The organism is Thermobrachium celere DSM 8682, from assembly GCF_000430995.1.
GTDB lineage: Bacteria > Bacillota > Clostridia > Clostridiales > Caloramatoraceae > Thermobrachium > Thermobrachium celere.
Genome location: NZ_HF952018.1, coordinates 129676 through 148292, shown reverse-complemented (window position 1 = coordinate 148292; position 18617 = coordinate 129676). Strand labels below are relative to the sequence as shown.

The following is an 18617-nucleotide window of genomic DNA, read 5'->3' as shown; positions in this document are numbered from 1 at the left end:
ATTATGCACCTACCCTATTTATAAATTCCTTTATTAGTGCATGATGTTTTTCCTCATCAAGTTCCCTTTCTATTGCCTTTGCTGCCACTAAAAGTGCTAATGAAACAATCTGCTTTTTAATTTCATCCTGAGCTCTTTCCATTTCAAGTTCTGCATCTTCTCTTGCTTTTTGTCTTATAAAATCGGCTTCCTTTTTTGCCTGTGCTATTATTTCATCATGAATATTTAATGCTTTATTTTTATACTCTTCAACTATTCTTTTACCTTGTTCATTTAATTCCTTTAATTTGTTTTCATACTCTTTTTTAAGTTCCTCTGCTTCCTTCTTTTTATTTATTGAAGACTTTATATTATTTTCAATTGTATTTGTTCTATTCTCCATAAATGTTGTAACTGGAATAAACAGTTTTTTCTTTAAAAATATATATAAAATAACAACATTAAATATTGTTATCACAACTGTCCATAAGTTAATCTCCATACCTTCACCTCCAAGCTATAAGCCAAGGACCTGTTTTAAAATAAAACTTAAGTGCAGAGCACTTAAGTTTATACTAACTTAACAATTATTAATAGTATTGCAACAAGCAATCCATATATTGCAGTCGCTTCTGAAAAGGCTGAACCTATTATAAGTGTGCTTACAATATCATTTTTAGCCTCTGGTTGTCTTGATACAGCCTCAACTGCTTTTCCTGTAGCAATTCCTGTACCTATTCCAGCACCAAATCCTGCTAGTGCTGCAATTCCTGCTCCTATTGCTGAAAGTCCTAATATAAATGCCTTTGGATCAATTGTAGTCATATTAATCTCCTCCTTTAATGTTCTGATGTAGTTTTAATAAATATCATTGTAAGCATAACAAATATAAACATCTGTATTGTGCCATCAAATAAGTCAAAGTATATATGAAATGGTATTGGTATAAACGTTGCAAAAACAGGTATTTTAAAATGGAGAACATGGCTTAAAAACTCAAGTCCTTCATACAAAAGCTCCATCATAATAACTGCAGCTGTTATATTTCCAAATAATCTTAAACTTAATGAAACTGGAACAACTAATCTTTCTATTATATTTAGAGGAATCATAAACCAAAATGGCTTTGCATATCCCTTAAAATATCCTAGTATTCCACTGTGTACTATTGCATTTACTTGTATTATCACAAAGGAAATTATAGCAAGTCCCAGTGCCACGCTATAATCTGCTGTAGGTGGCCTAAATCCAGTTAGTCCAAATAAATTCATAAATAGAAGATATACGATTAATGTACCAAAGAATGGGGCAAACCCTTTATACTCTTCTCCCATATTACCCTTTACTAAAGAATTTATTTTTTCAACTACAGTTTCTACAAAAATCTGCCTTCCTGTAGTAGGCACCAACTTTAGATTCTTAGTGAGTATAGGAACTGTTATCATAATTAGTGCCATTATAATCCACTGAGCAATAACTGAAAAATATATTGGTATATCAATACCTAATATCTTTATAGTAAAAATCGCTTCACTACTTCCCATGCTATCCCTCCCTTCTACACTCTAAATAAGCACTTAACTTTATAGATATATTTAATACCATAAAACCTAAAAACAAAGTAAAAACATTATGTCCCTTTGATACTGCCTCTGCAAGAATCAAAGAAACTACAATAATTCTTAATGTAAAAAATAGAAATTGTGTTAACTTAGGGTATTTAATTTCTTTTTTTATGATATAGTTTGTTGATAATGATAGAACAATGAAATTGGCAACTCCTATTAAATATCCTAAGGTATAAGATAAAAACATTTTATTTCCTAAAACAAATAATAAAATTATAAATAATAAAAATATATAAAAAGAAAATTTAAGTTTTATTAAAATGAAGCTAAAAATAAATTCATCAACCATAGGGCACCACCAAAAAGGTCTTTTATCTTAGTTTCTAAAGTTTTATCTTTTTAATACATAAAGTCAAAATATCGTAATATCATAATATTCAAATATATCATAATCTCATCGCCTTAGGCTGTCAATCAAACTGTACAATTTTTAAATTTTTAAATTTGTCAGAAAACTAAAACAAAAAGGCCGGTACCAATCATTTTGGTACCGGCCTACACTTACCCTTGATAAGTAAATGTCTGCCTCTTTTTTCAAGACCACCCGACCTCCAAGCTTGGCTGTCAGATGACCTTAACGAAATTTATTTTATCACTTAAAAAATAAAATTCAATGTTTTTTTTAAATTATATAGAGTTAAATTAGACTATACAGCCCAATTTAACCCTATTTTTTCTTATTTATTCTCTAAATCTCGCAGTTTTCTACAATTAATGCTGTTCCCATTCCACCACCTATGCATAGTGTTGCAAGACCATACTTTGATTTTCTCCTAACCATTTCATATAAAAGCGTTACTAATATTCTAGCCCCTGATGCACCTATTGGATGACCTAATGCAATAGCTCCTCCATTTACATTAACTATTGCTGGATCAAATTTTAATTCCTTAAGTACTGATAGAGCCTGTGCAGCAAAGGCCTCATTTGCTTCAACTAAATCAATATCCTCTATATTAAGACCAGCCTTCTTTAAAGCAAGTTTTGTAGCAGGAACTGGACCTATACCCATAATTTTAGGATCTACACCACTTGAAGCATAGGAGACTATCCTTGCTATAGGTTTTAAATTGTTCTTTTTAACGTATTCATAACTTGCAAGTACTAAAGCCGCAGCTCCATCATTAATACCTGATGAATTTCCTGCTGTAACTGTTCCATCCTTTTTAAAGGCTGGCTTAAGTTTACTTAACTTCTCATAAGTAGTATCTTCCTTTATATACTCATCTTCACTAAATATAATTGGATCTCCTTTTTTCTGAGGTATTTCAACCTCCACTATTTCATCTTTAAACTTTCCTTCTCTTCTTGCTTTTGCTGCCCTTCTTTGTGACTCCTCTGCAAATCTATCCTGCTCTTCTCTTGTTATACCATACATTTCTACTAAATTCTCTGCTGTAATACCCATATGATATCCATTGTAGATATCAGTTAAGCCATCAAAAATCATTGAATCTATTAACTCTTGACTTCCCATTTTCAATCCCTGTCTTAATCCTTTCACAAGATATGGTGCATTTGACATGCTTTCCATACCACCTGCAACAACAACTTCATTATCCCCTGTCATAATTGTCTGTGCTGCTAAACTTACTGCTCTAAGTCCTGAACCACAAACTTTATTTATTGTCATTGAAGGTATTTCAATATTTAAACCTGCATATATCGCAGATTGCCTTGCAGGATTTTGACCTAACCCTGCTTGTAGTACATTACCCATTATAACTTCACTTATGTCATCTTTATTAATATTTGCTCTTCTTATTGCCTCTTTAACCACTATACTACCTAACTTTGTTGCATCTAAATCCTTCAAGCTGCCTAAAAAACTTCCTATAGGTGTTCTACAGGCTCCAACTATATAAACCTCTCTCATAAAAAAACCCCCTATTTGTGCAAATATTCTTGAAATATTATAGCACATTAATAGGGGTATTGTATATATTTGCTAAATAATTAACTATTTGTGTATTATAAACTCATCTGGTCTATCTTCTTTTAATCCAAAATAATAAAGTATTGCATCTACTATTCTTCTTGAAGCATGACCATCTCCATATGGATTAACTGCATTTGCCATATTCTTATATGCAGAACTATCTTCAATTAATAAAGCTGCTTCATTAAATACTTTTTCTTCATCTGTACCTATAACCTTAACAGTTCCTGCTTCAACAGCCTCTGGACGTTCAGTTACATCCCTTAAAACTAAAACTGGTTTTCCAAGGTGTGGTGCCTCTTCCTGAAGTCCTCCTGAGTCTGTCATAACCATATAACATCTATTCATTAAATTATGTGTTTCCTTTGTATCAAGTGGAGGAAGTAAATGTACCCTCTCAACACCATCTAAAATGCTGTATACTGTCTCTCTTACGACTGGGTTTAAATGTACTAAATATACAATTTCAACATCTTTATATGTCTCTACAAGCCTTTTAAAAGCTCTGCATATGTTTTCTAAAGGTTCACCCCAATTTTCTCTTCTATGAGCAGTAACCATAATAACTTTTCTATTTTTAAAATCTATGTTGTTTAATACTTCATTTTCAAATACATAGTCTTCACATACAGTTTCCTCTAATGCATCTATTACTGTGTTACCTGTTATAAATATATCCTCTTCTTTTACTCCTTCATTTAATAAATTTTGTTTTGATCTTGGAGTTGGTGCAAAATGTAAGTCTGCTAAAGCACCAGTTAGCTTTCTATTAATTTCCTCTGGGAAAGGAAAATACTTATCAAAGGTTCTAAGTCCAGCTTCAACATGTCCAATTTTAATCTTGTTATAGAATGCTGCAAGGCTTCCTGCAAAAGTAGTAGTTGTATCTCCATGTACTAAAACTATATCAGGCTTTACTGTCTTAAATAGTTCATCTAATCCCTCAAGTACACCTGTTGTAATTGATGTTAAACTTTGCCTCTCCTTCATTATATTTAAATCATAATCAGGAGTGATTTCAAAAAGCTCTAAAACTTGATCTAGCATCTGTCTGTGCTGTGCTGTTACACAAACAATTGATTCAATATTTTCTCTTTTCTCTAGTTCTTTAACAAGTGGTGCCATTTTTATTGCCTCTGGTCTTGTTCCAAATATAGTCATTACCTTTAACATTTAATCACCTCTTCGTCTTTTTTAGTAATCCTAGTTCAGTTGCAAAGGCCAATACAAGTGTACAAACTATCATCAAAATTAAATACGATTTTTTAGTTGATACTGACATTGCTAAAATTGATGTTACTCCAAATATACCACTTACTATGTATAAAATTATTGCTACCTGTCTTTGACTATATCCTAATGCAAGGAGTCTATGATGTAGGTGTCCCTTATCAGCTTCCATTATAGGTCTATTATTTATCTTTCTCCTAATCATAGCAAATAATGTATCATATATAGGTAATCCAAGTGCCAATATAGGAACTGCCACAGCAACAGCAGCTGCTGACTTTATAGCACCTTGTATGGAAATAGCTGCAAGAGTGAAGCCTAAAAACTGCGAACCAGTATCTCCCATGAAAATACTTGCAGGATTGAAGTTGTAATATAAAAATCCTAAACAAGCTCCTGATAATATTAAGGATAAAATTCCTGCCGTCACCCTTCCACTTATCATTGACACTCCAAAAAGAGAAAGTGCAGCTATACTACATACGCCACAGGCTAATCCATCTAAACCATCAATTAGATTTACAGCATTTGTTATTCCAACAACCCAAAGTACTGTTATTGGTATCCCAAGCCACCCAACATAAAAGGATCCTGTTCCAGGTAGCAGTGGTATTGTTATATAATTAACCTTTATTCCAAATGCTATTAAAATTAAGCTGGCCAATATTTGAAAAATAAGCTTTACCTTTGGTTTGAGCTCCTTTTTATCATCTATAATTCCCATAATAACAATTATGGTTGCACCTATTAATATACCATCCAAATCTTCTTGTCTTCCAACATAACATATTGATACTATTAAAAAGGATAAAAAAATTGCAAGTCCTCCTAATCTAGGGATTGGTTTTTTATGTAACCTTCTATCATCCTTTGGTACATCTATAGCCTTCAATCTATAGGCAATTTTCTTGGCAAGTGGAGTTAAAATAAAGGATAATAACGCTGCAAGTATGAACATGTATAAATATTTCATTTGTATACACTCCTCATATTTAACATACCATAAACATTTTACCACAAATTTATAAATTTAATAATTAAAAATCCATGAATTTTGTTAAATAATAAAATCAGCTGTAAAACTAAATCGTTTTACAGCTGATTAAATCTAACTATTTCTATTCCTGATTCCTTTATCATCTCAAGTGAAAACTCATCTGGATAATCTCCTGAAAAAACTATTTTCTTTATTCCAGATGCTATAATCTGCTTTGCACATATAATACATGGCTGTGCTGTTACATAAATGGTTGCACCCTCTATGGATATGCCATACTTTGCTGCTTGTATTATGGCATTTTGCTCGGCATGTAAAGCTCTACAAAGTTCATGCCTTTGACCTGAAGGTATATTAAGCTCTTGCCTTAAGCATCCAATATCAAGACAATGTCTCATCTTAGGTGGAACACCGTTGTACCCTGTCGTAAGTATTCTATTATCCTTTACTATTACTGCTCCAACCTGCCTTCTTAAACAAGTCGAACGCTTTTTAACCGTATTTGCAATTTCCATAAAATATTCATCCCAGCTTGGTCTCATATGTGCACCTACTTTGTACCAAATATTCTATCTCCAGCATCACCAAGTCCTGGAACTATATATCCATGATCATTTAAATACTCATCTATATTTGCAACATAAATTTCAATGTCTGGATGAGCTTCTAAAACAGCCTTAATTCCCTCTGGTGCAGCAATTAAACACATAAGCTTTATGTTTTTTGCTCCCTTATCCTTTAAAAGCTTTATAGCATCAGCAGCTGAACCACCAGTTGCAAGCATTGGGTCAGTTACTATTATTTCTCTCTCCTCTATGTCGCTTGGAAGTTTGCAGTAGTATTCAACAGGCTTTAGAGTATTTGGATCACGATAAAGTCCAATATGTCCAACCTTTGCAGCTGGAATTAGCTTAAGCATACCATCAACCATTCCAAGACCAGCTCTTAAAATTGGTACAATTGCAACCTTCTTTCCTGTTAGCATTTTTGCCTTTGTTTTGCAAATAGGAGTTTCTATTTCAACCTCTTCTAGTTGAAAGTTTCTTGTAACTTCATAACACATAAGCATTGATATTTCTTCAAGAAGCTCTCTAAAATCTTTTGAACCTGTGTTTACATCTCTCATTATTGATAGTTTGTGTTGAATTAGCGGGTGATCAATAACAGTAACTCTCTTATCCATTGATATCCTCCTTATAAATTTATTTTGAATATTTCTTTTCTATCTCTGCTATCTTATCTATTCTTCTTTGATGTCTTCCACCTTCAAATTCAGCTTCTAAATATGCATCAACTATATCAAGTGCAAGTCCAACTCCTGTAATCCTTTCACCAAGGGCTAATATATTTGCATTATTGTGTTGCTTAGCTGCCTTTGCACTAAATGTATCTGTACAATGCGCTGCTCTAATTCCTGGAACCTTATTTGCAGCTATTGAAATTCCTATTCCTGTTCCACAAACTAATATACCACAGTCATATTCTCCTCTTACTATTGCCTCAGCAACCTTTTCTGCAAAATCAGGATAATCACATGATTCAATTGAATAACATCCAAAATCCTTATATTCAATACCTTTCTTCTCTAAGTGTTCTAATATAGCTTGTTTTAAATTATATCCTCCATGGTCACATCCTAAAGCAATCTTCATTGGTATTCCTCCTTTTTCAAAAATTATATAACAAAAAAGGAAAGTAAAAGGCTAGAAAGCCTTAACTTTCCTTTAATTTATCGAATAAAATGTCTATGGCTTGTTTAATTTCATTAGCACAAGCCCTATAAGTTTCAATATCTCCACCAAATGGGTCTACAATATCGCCACTTTTCCCAATATATTCAAAAAGAGTATACACCTTGTTTGAAAATGAAGGATAGTATGAAAGTATCATATCTTTATGTGCCCTGGTCATAGTAAGAACTAAATCTGAATTTTCTAAAAGTTCATGCGTAAGTTGTCTTGAAAGGTGATTTCTTATATTTATCCCCATTTCTTCCATAACAAGCGCTGCATTTAAAGAGCAAGAGGCACCATTTGTTGCGTAAATACCAGCAGATGATATTTCTATATTCATATTTAGTTCTTCTGCCTTCTTCTTTGCAATACCCTCAGCCATACAGCTTCTACATGTATTACCAGTGCACACAAATAGTAACTTCATACGTACCTCCTACACATTTATTATATTATATGATGCAGCCTTTTTCATTCTATTCATAATAGCAAGTCCTAATCCTTCTTCTTCAAACCCTTCTGCATATATATAATCTACATTTATTTTATCAAATTCTCTTAATGTGTCAAATAGATTTGCTGCAATTAGCCCTAATTTGTTTCTACTTCCTACTGAAATAATATATCCACCTTCATAAAGCTGCTTTGTTTCTTCAGTTGCAAGAACTCCTACAACTTTACCCTTGCTCTTCATTTCCTTTATCTTATAGTTTATATAGTCAACAGCTCTATCAATTCTTCCTGTTACTATTGTCATTTCTGCCTTTGGAGCATAATGTCTATATTTCATTCCTGGTGACTTTGGTTTTAAATTTTCATCTGGCCTCTTTAATATAGCTGGATCTATATCTACTGTAAGCCCTATATCCTCAAGCATATCCTTTGTAATAGCACCCGGTCTTAATATTGTCACCTTATCATTTAAAACCTCAACTACAGTGGATTCAAGTCCAAACTCACATTTTTCTCCTCCAATTATCATGTCAACCCTACCCATTAAATCTTCTATAGCATGTTCGATTGTAGTTGGACTAGGTCTTCCTGATATATTGGCACTTGGTGCCGCTATTGGAACACCTGAATATTCGATAAGCTTTCTTGCAACTTTATTAGAAGGCATTCTAATTGCGACACTATCTAAATTTGCTGTAACAAGCATAGGAATTTTACTACTCTTTTTTAAAACCATAGTGATAGGACCTGGCCAAAAATTTTCCATAATTTTCTTTGCATTTTCAGGTATATATTCTACATAGTCTGATATATCAAAATCTGCAACATGCACAATTAGAGGATTATCCTGAGGTCTCCCCTTTGCTATAAATATTTTTCTACAAGCTTCTTCATCTAATGCATTTGCTCCGAGCCCATATACTGTCTCTGTTGGGAAAACAACTAACCCACCTCTTTTTATAACCTCAGCTGCCTCCCTTATCTTTTCATCCTGATGTTCATCCAAATAATAAACCTTTGTATCCAAAGCATTCGCCTCCATTAAATTATGGTAATTAATATAAAACCTATTATAAATCCTATTATAATTGATAAAGTTGATAGTATTCCTCTGTAATTCTCTTTACTCTCTGGTATCAATTCTCCTACTACAATGTACAGCATAGTTCCTGACGCAAAACCTAATGATAAAGCTATAAAGTTTTTTTCAATCTCTCCAATATAGGCTCCAATATAAGCACCTAAGGCTGTTGGTATTGCTGTTAATGCTGTAAATAATATTATCTTAAATTTTGACAAACTTGAATTTAGTAAAGGGGCTGCAACAGCTGCTCCCTCTGGAATATCATGCATCGCAATAACAAATGCTATTTCATATCCTAAACTTTTGCTTCCTCTAAATCCTGAACCTATTGCAAGTCCTTCTGGAAAATTATGTGCAGCAAGTCCTAAAGCAAGAAGAAGTGCTATTTTTATACCCTTACCATACCTTTTAATAAACTTACTATAGGGTAGTAACATATCTAGTATAGAAATAAATAGCACTCCCAAAATTATTCCTAAAAGAACTACATTAAAACCTGCCATTTGTATAGCCTCAGGTATCAAATCAAATGTAACCACCGAAAGCATTAAACCACCTGCTATTCCCATAATGGCAGACATTATAATATTATTTGTCTTTCTAAATAATACAGTAAGAAGTCCTCCAAAGGAAGTACCAAACATACAACATAATGTTGCAAACAGAGTAATATGTAGCCTAGAATCCATACAACCTCTCCTTAAAATTCTTCCTATTAATTCTATGAAAGGTTGTATTCTTCTATAACTCTTTTTATATATTTTATAGCTGTATCAGTAAATTCTGCTCTATAACACGTCTTATAAAGCTTATAAAGATAAAAATACTTTTTTGCTCCTCCAAGCTTTATTATATAACAATAGAATTTTTCTCTGCCATAGATTGTCGAAGCCTCTTTATAACTCTTTAAATATTCATTATGATTTAATGCAAATTGTTTATCAAATAAAATTAGGGACTTTGAACGCTTCATTTTATCAAGCAAAATTAAAATATAGAAATCATCCTGATATTTTTCAATAACATCAACAAAAACTATATTATCAAAGGGGATGTTTACACTTTGGCTAAAAAACTTAATTATTTTTATTCTATCCTGCTTAAATATTACATCAAAGGTTGATTCAATGTAGAGCCTAAACATATAAACTATAAAAAGAAATTCAATTATATATAAATTGGCATATATAAGTGTCCTCTCTAAACCCACAAAATAACCTTGATCATCTAAAACAAGCACAAGATATAACATAATAACCATAAGCAATATTGAAAAAAACACGCTTCGTTTTAGCTTTGACCTTTCCTTTGCTAGCTTCTTCTTTATTTTCATTTACTTACCACCCCTCTATTGGCAGTCATTCCCCTTTATTAATAGTTTTAAACATATCCTTTAATATATTTCGTCCATTTTTGGTGGTAAGTATATAGAAACTTCCTGCCTTTGTTTTTACAACTGTTAGAAAGTTAGATTGAACTAAACCTATATAATCCTCATTATACACCCTTCTCCTAAATAAAGCTCCTTTGAAATTTATTCCTTTGCTGTCCATACTGATCTCCAAACAAAATCTTCTTAAATAAAAAAGTAGTACAAGTAAATCAAAGCCTATATTTATATAATTTATGTACATATAACTTCTTCTATAAAGAACTAAAATATATGAAAATATTACTGAAAGTACGAATAAGGGAAAAATCATATACAAAGCTCTATTTGCCATGTATCTTTTCATTGTTTCACCCCTAAATTAAAAATTTGGGCATGCTAATTAGCATGCCTATTCTCCTGCAGCCTTTAGTTTTTCTGCTTGATCATTTGTAATTAATGCATCAATCATTTCATCTATTTCTCCATCTAAGAATGCATCAAATTTATATATTGTAAGTCCTATTCTGTGGTCTGTAATTCTACTTTGTGGGAAGTTATAAGTTCTTATCTTTTCACTTCTCTCTCCTGTTCCAACTTGGCTCTTTCTTTCCTCAGCAATTTGGCTCTGCTGCTTTTGTAGTTCCATCTCATAAAGTCTTGCTCTTAAAACCTTCATCGCCTTTTCTCTGTTTTTTATCTGAGACTTTTCATCTTGACAAGTTACAACTATACCAGTTGGAAGGTGTGTAATTCTAACTGCTGAGTCAGTTGTGTTAACGTTTTGTCCACCATGTCCAGATGAACGATACACATCAATTCTTAAATCATTTGGATTGATTTCAACTTCAACATCCTCAACTTCTGGTAAAACTGCAACTGTTGCAGTTGATGTATGAATTCTTCCACCTGATTCTGTTTGTGGAACTCTTTGAACACGGTGTACCCCACTTTCATATTTTAATCTGCTGTAGGCACCCTGTCCTTTTATCATGAATATAACTTCCTTATATCCACCTATTCCCGTTTCATTTGCTGACATAACTTCTACTTTAAAGTTATGTCTTTCTGCATATCTTGTGTACATTCTAAATAGATCACCAGCAAATAGTGCCGCCTCTTCTCCACCTGCACCTGCTCTAATTTCCATTATAACGTTCTTATCATCATTAGGATCCTTTGGAAGTAGAAGTATTTTTAATTCCTTCTCAACAACTTCAATCTTGTCCTCAAGTTCCTTTATCTCTTCTTTAACAAGTTGTTCCATTTCGTCATCTAGGCCGCCCTCTTGAAGCATTTCCTTATCTTCTTTAAGCCTCTTTTGAATATCCTTATATTCCCTATACTTTAAAACAATTGGTTCCATTGAACTGTGTTCTTTACAAAGCTTTTGAAATAGAGTATTGTCGGCTATAACCTCTGGGTCTGCTATCTTTTTAGATAACTCTTCATATTTTTCTTCAATAAAATCTAATTTATGCAACATAGTTATCACTCCATACTTTAGTATAATTTATAATATACCTAATTTATTTTAACAATGAATTTTACCTCATGCAACAAAAATATTATTAAAATAAAAATATTCCAGCTATTCCACAAAGTATTAAGACTAAAATTGTGTCCAGTTTAAAATACATAAGAAGAATAAGAGATAAAACATATAAAACTACATCCTTTATACTTGTTACATTGCTCCTAAATATTGAAAAAGAAGCATATATTAAAAGTCCAAGAACTGCTGGCCTTATCCCATTAAAGGCCCTTTTTACACCTTCCTTTTCGTAGAACTTCTTAAGAAAAGCTGCTATAACTAAAATCATAATAAAGGAGGGAGAAACTACACCAAGTGTTGCCATTATACTTCCAAAAACTCCAGCCATTTTATAACCTATAAATGTTGCAGAATTTATTGCAATAGGTCCAGGAGTCATTTGGGATATGGCAAGAATATCTGAAAACTCCTTCATAGTCAAAAATCCTCTTCCTATAAATTCCCTTTCAATAAAGGGAAGCATAGCATATCCTCCACCTATTGAAAAGGCACCTATCTTAAAAAATATTAAAAATAGCCTAAACGCCATCCTTCTCCCCCCTTATAAATATCCCTAAAACAGCAGAAGATAAAATTATTATAATAGGATCAACTTTAAAAAACATTAGTATTACTGTAAGAATAGTTATAATGTAATAGTACCACTTAAATTTTTTTGTCTTTCCTATCTTTGCTGCCGAATATAAAATTAGTGCTGCAACTGCAGGTCCTGCACCTTGAAAGAATTTTTTTACATATTTATAATCTAGGAAATTTGTAAGAAACGCTGCAATAAATATAATAGATAAAAAGGATGGGAGGACACAACCAAGGGCAGCAAATATAGAACCTAAAACTCCCCTAAGTCTATATCCTATATATACAGACATATTAATAGCAAGTGCTCCAGGGGTAGATTGAGAAACTGCAAGTATATCTAAAAACTCTTCCCTATCTATCCATTTCTTTTTCTCAACAACCTCCTCTTGAATTAGAGGAACCATTGCATAGCCTCCGCCTAATGTAAAGGCCCCTATTTTTGCAAAGGACATAAAAAGCTCAAATAACATTCTACCCCCTCCTTGCAACTATAACCCTATCAAGTCCTGCCAAATCCTTTATGCATTCTATATCTTTATAATCCTTTGAAAGTATATTAAATAAATCATCCCTTTGATCATAACCTATTTCAAAGGCAATTAAACCATCCTTTTTTAGAAATCTCAATGCATCATTAGAAATCCTTCTGTAAAATTTAAGCCCATCCTCTCCACCAGATAGTGCTTCATATGGTTCATAATCCTTTACATCTACCATTAATGTAGGGATTACCTCATCCTTTATATATGGAGGATTTGAAACCACAATATCAACATTACCTTCTAATTCCTTTGGTAAGCTTTCAAAAACATCACTTTTTAAAACTTTCACCCTATCTTCTACCCCAAGCCTTTTAGCATTTATTTTTGTAACCTTTATAGGTGTCTCCATCAAATCTAGCGCATAAACTGTGCTTCCTTCTATTTCCTTTGCTAATGTAATAGAAATTGCACCACTTCCACATCCAACATCTACTATTATAGGATTTTTTAATTCTCTGCTTCTTTTTATAACCTCCTCAACAAGTATCTCTGTATCTGGACGTGGTATTAAAACCCCCTTTTCAACATAGAATTCATATCCATAGAATTCCCTTTTGTTTATTATATAGGCAACGGGTTCTCCCTTACTTCTTCTCTCTATATATACTTTATACTTATCTAATACATCTATATCTAGCTCATCATCTCTATGGATTATTAAATATAATCTATCTTTTCCTAATGCATGGCTTAAAAGAACCTCAGCATCAAGCTGAGGTGTATCTGAACTTATATTTTCTATTCCATATCTTATTGCCTCTAAAATAGTCATATTATTCCTCCCCTATAGCAGCTTTTAATGCAGCTATTGCCACCTCTATTTGCTTTTCATCTGGCTCTCTTGTTGTAAGTTTTTGGAGCATAAGCCCTGGATATGCAAGAGCCCTTGATAAGCCTGTGTTTGATTTTCCAAGCCACTTTATTATCTCATAGGATATGCCTGCAACAACAGGTATTAAAATTATCCTTGAAACTATTCTAACAACAATATTAGGCCATCCAAAAAAGCTAAAAATAAATATACTTATTAACATAACTATTAAAAGGAAGTTTGTTCCACACCTTGGATGAAGGGTTGAAAACTTTGAAACATTCTCAACAGTAAGAGGTAATCCTGCCTCATAGCAAAAGACACTTTTATGTTCTGCACCATGGTATTCAAAAACCCTTCTTATATCCTCCATTTTGCTAATTAGATAGATATATATTAGAAATATTATTAGCCTCAACAGGCCTTCAAACAGATTTATATATATACTATTCTGTATTTTTGTTTTAAAAAAGTTAGCTGCAAATGTAGGCAAAAGCACAAATAAAAATATTGCAAAGGCAAAGGATGTGAAAAGTGTTAGGCTCATTATTATATTTTCCGATTTTCCCTTAAACTTTTCATCAAGGTATTTTTCAAACCTACTCTTATCCTCTTCCTCTTCATAGAAGGAAGCTGAATATTGAAGAGTTTTTATTCCTACTACTAAAGATTCAATCATAGCAGCAGCCCCACGTATAAATGGAAGAGAAAGTATTTTATATTTTTTATATAAGGGTTCTATGTTTTCAACATTAACCTCTATCTCACCATCTGGCCTTCTCACTGCAACTGCCATTTTATCCTTTGCCCTCATCATTACGCCCTCTATTACTGCTTGTCCACCAACCTGCATTTTAAACCTCCAGATTTTTAAAATTAATTTATAAATTACAAAATAAAATCCTTATATATATTTATATCAAACATAAATATAAATGTCTATAAAACAAAAAAATAAAAAGATTTTATAACATCTTTAGCTATATAGCAAAGGTTCTAATAAGGCATTTCACCTTATTAGAACCTTCTTAATACATCTAAAAACCTATCTATGTCCTCCTTAGTATGCTTAACCGATAAAAACATAGCTTCAAACTGGGATGGGGATATATAAATTCCATTTGTAATCATATGTTCAGCATATCTTCTGTAGAAATCTACATTGCATCTTTTTGCATCTTCATAGTTTTTTATAGTGGTATCTTCAGTAAAGAAAACAGTCATCATTGAAGCACATCTATTTATAACAAAAGAAATACCCCTATTATTTAATATTAATTCTATCTCCCTCTGCATATAACTTGATAGAAGTTCAAGCTGTTCATAATAATATTTATTGTTTATTAACTTTCTTAATGTAGCAACTCCCATGGACATTACAACTGGATTCCCTGACATTGTTCCAGCCTGATAAACAGGACCTATTGGAGATAGCATCTCCATAATTTCTTTCTTTCCACCATAGGCTCCACAGGGGAGTCCTCCTCCAATTATCTTTGCAAAGGTAACCAAATCTGGTTCTATGCCATAGACTTCCTTCGCACCTCCAAGTGCAACCCTAAATCCCGTCATGACCTCATCAAATATAAGAAGTGAACCATACTTTTTTGTTACCTCTCTTAAAAACTCTAAAAACTCCCTTGTTGCTGGAACAACCCCCATATTACCTGCAACAGGCTCAACAATTACACAAGCAATATCCTCTCCTAACTTTTCAAAAATTTCCTTTACACTGTCTATATCATTGTAATTTGCAATTATAGTATTTTTAATGCTATCCTTTGGAACCCCTGCGCTTCCTGGTATATTTTCAGTCATAACACCTGAACCTGCTGCAACTAAAAAACCATCAAAATGTCCGTGATAGCACCCAGAAAATTTAACCACCTTATCTCGATTTGTATATCCTCGTGCCAGCTTTATAGCGCTCATTGTAGCTTCTGTACCTGAATTTACCATTCTAATCATATCTATTCCATAGGTATCACAAATTAGTTTAGCAAGCTCCAACTCTAGATAGGTAGGTGCACCAAAGGCTTGAGCCTCCCTTAATGTTTTAATAGCTTCCTCTACGACCTCCTCATCGCTGTGTCCTAAAATCATAGGTCCCCAAGCTAAAACAAAATCAATATATTTTTTGCCTTCTTCATCATATATGTAAGCACCTTTACCACTTTTTATAACTGGCGGATTTATATTAAAACCTGTAAAGGCTCTAACTGGACTGTTAACCCCACCTGGCATATACCTTTTAGATTCATTAAATATATCTAAGTTATGCATAATAATCCTCCTATCTACTCTTTAATCTTCTTGCTACATCAAGTGCATGATAGGTTATTATAATGTCGGCTCCCGCTCTTTTAATAGACGTTAATATTTCAAAAACTATCTTTTCCTCATCAATATATCCCATTTTTGCTGCAGCCTTTACCATTGCATACTCTCCACTAACATTATAGGCTGCTATTGGATGGTTAAACCTATCCCTTGTCCATCTTATAACATCAAGATAAGAAAGGGCTGGCTTTACCATAACAATATCAGCTCCTTCTTCTATATCATATTCTATTTCCCTCATAGCCTCCCTTATATTGCCATAATCCATCTGATAGCTCCTTCTATCTCCAAACTGTGGTTTTGAATCTGCAGCTTCTCTAAAGGGACCATAGAAGCTTGATGCATATTTTGCAGAATAGGACATAATACCAACATTTTTAAAACCATTTTCATCTAGTAATGATCTAATGGCCTTTACCCTTCCATCCATCATATCAGAAGGTGCAACCATATCAGCTCCTGCCTTTGCGTGGGAGAGTGCTATCTTTGCTATATATTCTAAGGTAGAATCGTTATCAACATACTCATTTTTAATAATTCCACAATGTCCGTGACTTGTATATTGACACATACATACATCAGTTATTACAAATAAATTTGAAATTTCTTTAATTCTTCTAACTGCCTTCTGAACTATACCATCTTCAACATAGGCTGAAGTTCCAAACTCATCTTTATACTTTGGAACTCCAAATATCAATACTCCCCTTATACCTAGCTCTTCTATCTCCTTTATTATTTCATCTAGCTTGTCTACAGAATATCTAAAATTTCCCTCCAGCGAAGGTATCTCCTCTTTTATACCTTCACCTTCAACAACAAATATTGGATAAATCAAGTCTTCAATATTTAAAACCGTCTCCCTAACTATTGACCTTATGTTTTCATTTATTCTTGTTCTTCTTGTTCTATAAATCATCCTCATAACCTCCTAAAATAGTCTCTATTATTCCGTCTACCGTATATTTTCTTGGTATTTCTGCAGAAAATCCTTCTCTTCTAAGTTCATCCCTTGTTATAGGGCCAATTGCAACTATTTTTTTATTTTTTAAAACATCTTTACCATATAGTTTTATAAAATTTTTAACTGTTGAAGGACTTGCAAAGGTATATATATCACAATCTACATGCGCTCTCTCTATTTCTAAACCTGACTCATAAATACAAACTTCATCTACTTCAACTCCAATATTTTTTAATGCATCTATTAAAAAATCTCTTGCTCCCTTTGCTCTTGGAATTAATACTTTATCGCCCTTCTTTACTTCTAACCTAATCTTTTCAAATAAACCCTCTTGAGTATATTCATCTCCACAGGCTGCAACAATACCTCTTCTTTTTAATTGCTCCTTAGTTTTTTCACCTATTGCATATACCTTTGCTTTAATAGTTCGTATATCAATTTCTCTTTCAATTAAATCATCAAAGAAAATATCAACACCATTTACACTTGTAAAAATAACAAAATTATATTTATCTAATTTATCTATATATCTATCTAAAGCTCCCTCTATCTTTATTATTTTGATTGTAGGGAGTTCTAAAACCTCTCCACCAAGTTCTAATATCTTGTTTTTAAGTTCACTCATCTGTTTCTTTGGGCGAGTTATACATACTCTTTTACCAAACAGAGGTTTTTTTTCATACCAATTAAGTTTGTCCCTAAACCTTACAACATCTCCAACTACAAATATTGCAGGAGTTCCAATATTTTGTTCTTTAATTTTATCTGTTATATCATTAAGCACACCACAACATACCCTCTGTCTACTTGTTGTACCACTCTCTATAACAGCACAGGGAGTCTCTTTTGACTTACCATTTTCAATTAATTTTTTGCAAATCATATCTATCTCCCTAAATCCCATTAAGAACACCAATGTCCCTTCTAACTTTGAAATAATACTAAAATCTAATTTAAGTTCCTTCTCACTTCTTGCAGTTAAAATATGAAAAGATTGTGCTATTCCCCTATAGGTAGCTGGGATACCTGCATAATTTAGAGCAGAAATAGCAGATGTAACTCCAGATACTACTTCAAAATCTATATCCTCTCTAAATAGCCTTAGGACCTCTTCTCCTCCTCTACCAAAAATATATGGGTCACCACCTTTAAGTCTAACAACCCTCAATCCTTTTTTTGCATACTCTACTATTAAATCATTTATTTCCTCTTGAGTTTTATAGTGTTTACCTGCCCTTTTACCGCAAAAGACTAATTTAGCACCATCCTTTGCATAACTTAATATATTAGTATTTATAAGATTATCATACAAAATTACATCAGCCTCTTTAATTTTATTAACTGCCTTTAATGTTAATAATTCCTCATCTCCAGGTCCTGCACCTATTAAATAAACCTTTCCCATAATATCCTC

23 protein-coding genes are annotated in these 18617 nt (G+C 32.7%); all 23 read right to left on the bottom strand.

Annotated elements, in window-relative coordinates:
• Position 1: 1 nt before the first annotated feature.
• A complete protein-coding gene (locus TCEL_RS01385; protein ID WP_018660358.1) occupies positions 2–481 on the bottom strand; it encodes a F0F1 ATP synthase subunit B in 480 nt (159 codons plus the stop codon).
• A 68-nt stretch (positions 482–549) separates the two neighbouring features.
• Positions 550–795: an ATP synthase F0 subunit C gene (atpE, locus tag TCEL_RS01380; protein WP_084739347.1), complete on the bottom strand. Its 246-nt coding sequence runs from the start codon at positions 793–795 to the stop codon at positions 550–552.
• Between the two features lie 23 nt (positions 796–818).
• Complete coding sequence (locus TCEL_RS01375; protein WP_018660355.1) at positions 819–1523, bottom strand: F0F1 ATP synthase subunit A; 705 nt, start codon at positions 1521–1523, stop codon at positions 819–821.
• A gap of 1 nt (position 1524) precedes the next feature.
• Complete coding sequence (locus tag TCEL_RS01370; RefSeq protein WP_018660353.1) at positions 1525–1896, bottom strand: hypothetical protein; 372 nt, start codon at positions 1894–1896, stop codon at positions 1525–1527.
• A gap of 399 nt (positions 1897–2295) precedes the next feature.
• Positions 2296–3483, bottom strand: coding sequence for an acetyl-CoA C-acetyltransferase (locus tag TCEL_RS01365; RefSeq protein ID WP_018660352.1), 1188 nt, complete (start codon positions 3481–3483; stop codon positions 2296–2298).
• Positions 3484–3567: 84 nt separating this feature from the next.
• Positions 3568–4719 (bottom strand): non-hydrolyzing UDP-N-acetylglucosamine 2-epimerase, encoded by a 1152-nt coding sequence (gene wecB, locus TCEL_RS01360; protein WP_018660349.1) that lies wholly within the window; start codon positions 4717–4719, stop codon positions 3568–3570.
• Positions 4720–4723: 4 nt separating this feature from the next.
• Positions 4724–5749, bottom strand: a complete 1026-nt coding sequence (locus TCEL_RS01355; protein ID WP_018660347.1) for a glycosyltransferase family 4 protein — start codon at positions 5747–5749, stop codon at positions 4724–4726.
• Positions 5750–5868: 119 nt separating this feature from the next.
• Positions 5869–6315 (bottom strand): deoxycytidylate deaminase, encoded by a 447-nt coding sequence (locus tag TCEL_RS01350; protein WP_018660345.1) that lies wholly within the window; start codon positions 6313–6315, stop codon positions 5869–5871.
• Between the two features lie 8 nt (positions 6316–6323).
• Complete coding sequence (gene upp, locus TCEL_RS01345; protein ID WP_018660344.1) at positions 6324–6956, bottom strand: uracil phosphoribosyltransferase; 633 nt, start codon at positions 6954–6956, stop codon at positions 6324–6326.
• A 19-nt stretch (positions 6957–6975) separates the two neighbouring features.
• A complete protein-coding gene (rpiB, locus tag TCEL_RS01340; protein WP_018660342.1) occupies positions 6976–7425 on the bottom strand; it encodes a ribose 5-phosphate isomerase B in 450 nt (149 codons plus the stop codon).
• A gap of 61 nt (positions 7426–7486) precedes the next feature.
• Complete coding sequence (locus tag TCEL_RS01335; protein WP_018660341.1) at positions 7487–7933, bottom strand: low molecular weight protein arginine phosphatase; 447 nt, start codon at positions 7931–7933, stop codon at positions 7487–7489.
• 9 nt (positions 7934–7942) lie between these two features.
• Positions 7943–8986 carry an L-threonylcarbamoyladenylate synthase gene (locus TCEL_RS01330; protein ID WP_018660339.1) on the bottom strand — a complete coding sequence of 348 codons (1044 nt, stop codon included), beginning with the start codon at positions 8984–8986 and terminating at the stop codon, positions 7943–7945.
• Between the two features lie 14 nt (positions 8987–9000).
• A complete protein-coding gene (locus TCEL_RS01325; RefSeq protein WP_018660337.1) occupies positions 9001–9732 on the bottom strand; it encodes a ZIP family metal transporter in 732 nt (243 codons plus the stop codon).
• A 32-nt stretch (positions 9733–9764) separates the two neighbouring features.
• Positions 9765–10376, bottom strand: a complete 612-nt coding sequence (locus TCEL_RS01320) for a hypothetical protein (protein WP_018660336.1) — start codon at positions 10374–10376, stop codon at positions 9765–9767.
• Positions 10377–10401: 25 nt separating this feature from the next.
• The gene (locus tag TCEL_RS01315) at positions 10402–10779 is read right to left on the bottom strand and encodes a hypothetical protein (RefSeq protein WP_040683705.1); all 378 of its coding nucleotides are present in this window, start codon (positions 10777–10779) and stop codon (positions 10402–10404) included.
• Positions 10780–10824: 45 nt separating this feature from the next.
• Positions 10825–11898: a peptide chain release factor 1 gene (gene prfA / locus TCEL_RS01310; RefSeq protein WP_018660333.1), complete on the bottom strand. Its 1074-nt coding sequence runs from the start codon at positions 11896–11898 to the stop codon at positions 10825–10827.
• 85 nt (positions 11899–11983) lie between these two features.
• Positions 11984–12496: a chromate transporter gene (locus TCEL_RS01305; protein ID WP_018660331.1), complete on the bottom strand. Its 513-nt coding sequence runs from the start codon at positions 12494–12496 to the stop codon at positions 11984–11986.
• On the bottom strand, positions 12486–13016 hold the full coding sequence (locus TCEL_RS01300; RefSeq protein ID WP_018660329.1) for a chromate transporter: 531 nt from the start codon (positions 13014–13016) through the stop codon (positions 12486–12488). Before TCEL_RS01300 ends, TCEL_RS01305 begins: the two co-directional genes overlap by 11 nt.
• Position 13017: 1 nt before the next feature.
• Positions 13018–13860 (bottom strand): peptide chain release factor N(5)-glutamine methyltransferase, encoded by an 843-nt coding sequence (gene prmC / locus TCEL_RS01295; protein ID WP_018660327.1) that lies wholly within the window; start codon positions 13858–13860, stop codon positions 13018–13020.
• Position 13861: 1 nt separating this feature from the next.
• Positions 13862–14752 (bottom strand): DUF1385 domain-containing protein, encoded by an 891-nt coding sequence (locus TCEL_RS01290; protein WP_018660325.1) that lies wholly within the window; start codon positions 14750–14752, stop codon positions 13862–13864.
• A gap of 164 nt (positions 14753–14916) precedes the next feature.
• Complete coding sequence (gene hemL, locus TCEL_RS01285; RefSeq protein ID WP_018660324.1) at positions 14917–16182, bottom strand: glutamate-1-semialdehyde 2,1-aminomutase; 1266 nt, start codon at positions 16180–16182, stop codon at positions 14917–14919.
• Positions 16183–16192: 10 nt separating this feature from the next.
• Complete coding sequence (hemB, locus tag TCEL_RS01280) at positions 16193–17158, bottom strand: porphobilinogen synthase (RefSeq protein ID WP_018660322.1); 966 nt, start codon at positions 17156–17158, stop codon at positions 16193–16195.
• Positions 17148–18608 carry a uroporphyrinogen-III C-methyltransferase gene (cobA, locus tag TCEL_RS01275; RefSeq protein ID WP_018660320.1) on the bottom strand — a complete coding sequence of 487 codons (1461 nt, stop codon included), beginning with the start codon at positions 18606–18608 and terminating at the stop codon, positions 17148–17150. The genes hemB and cobA overlap by 11 nt, the downstream gene beginning before the upstream one ends.
• Positions 18609–18617 lie beyond the last annotated feature (9 nt).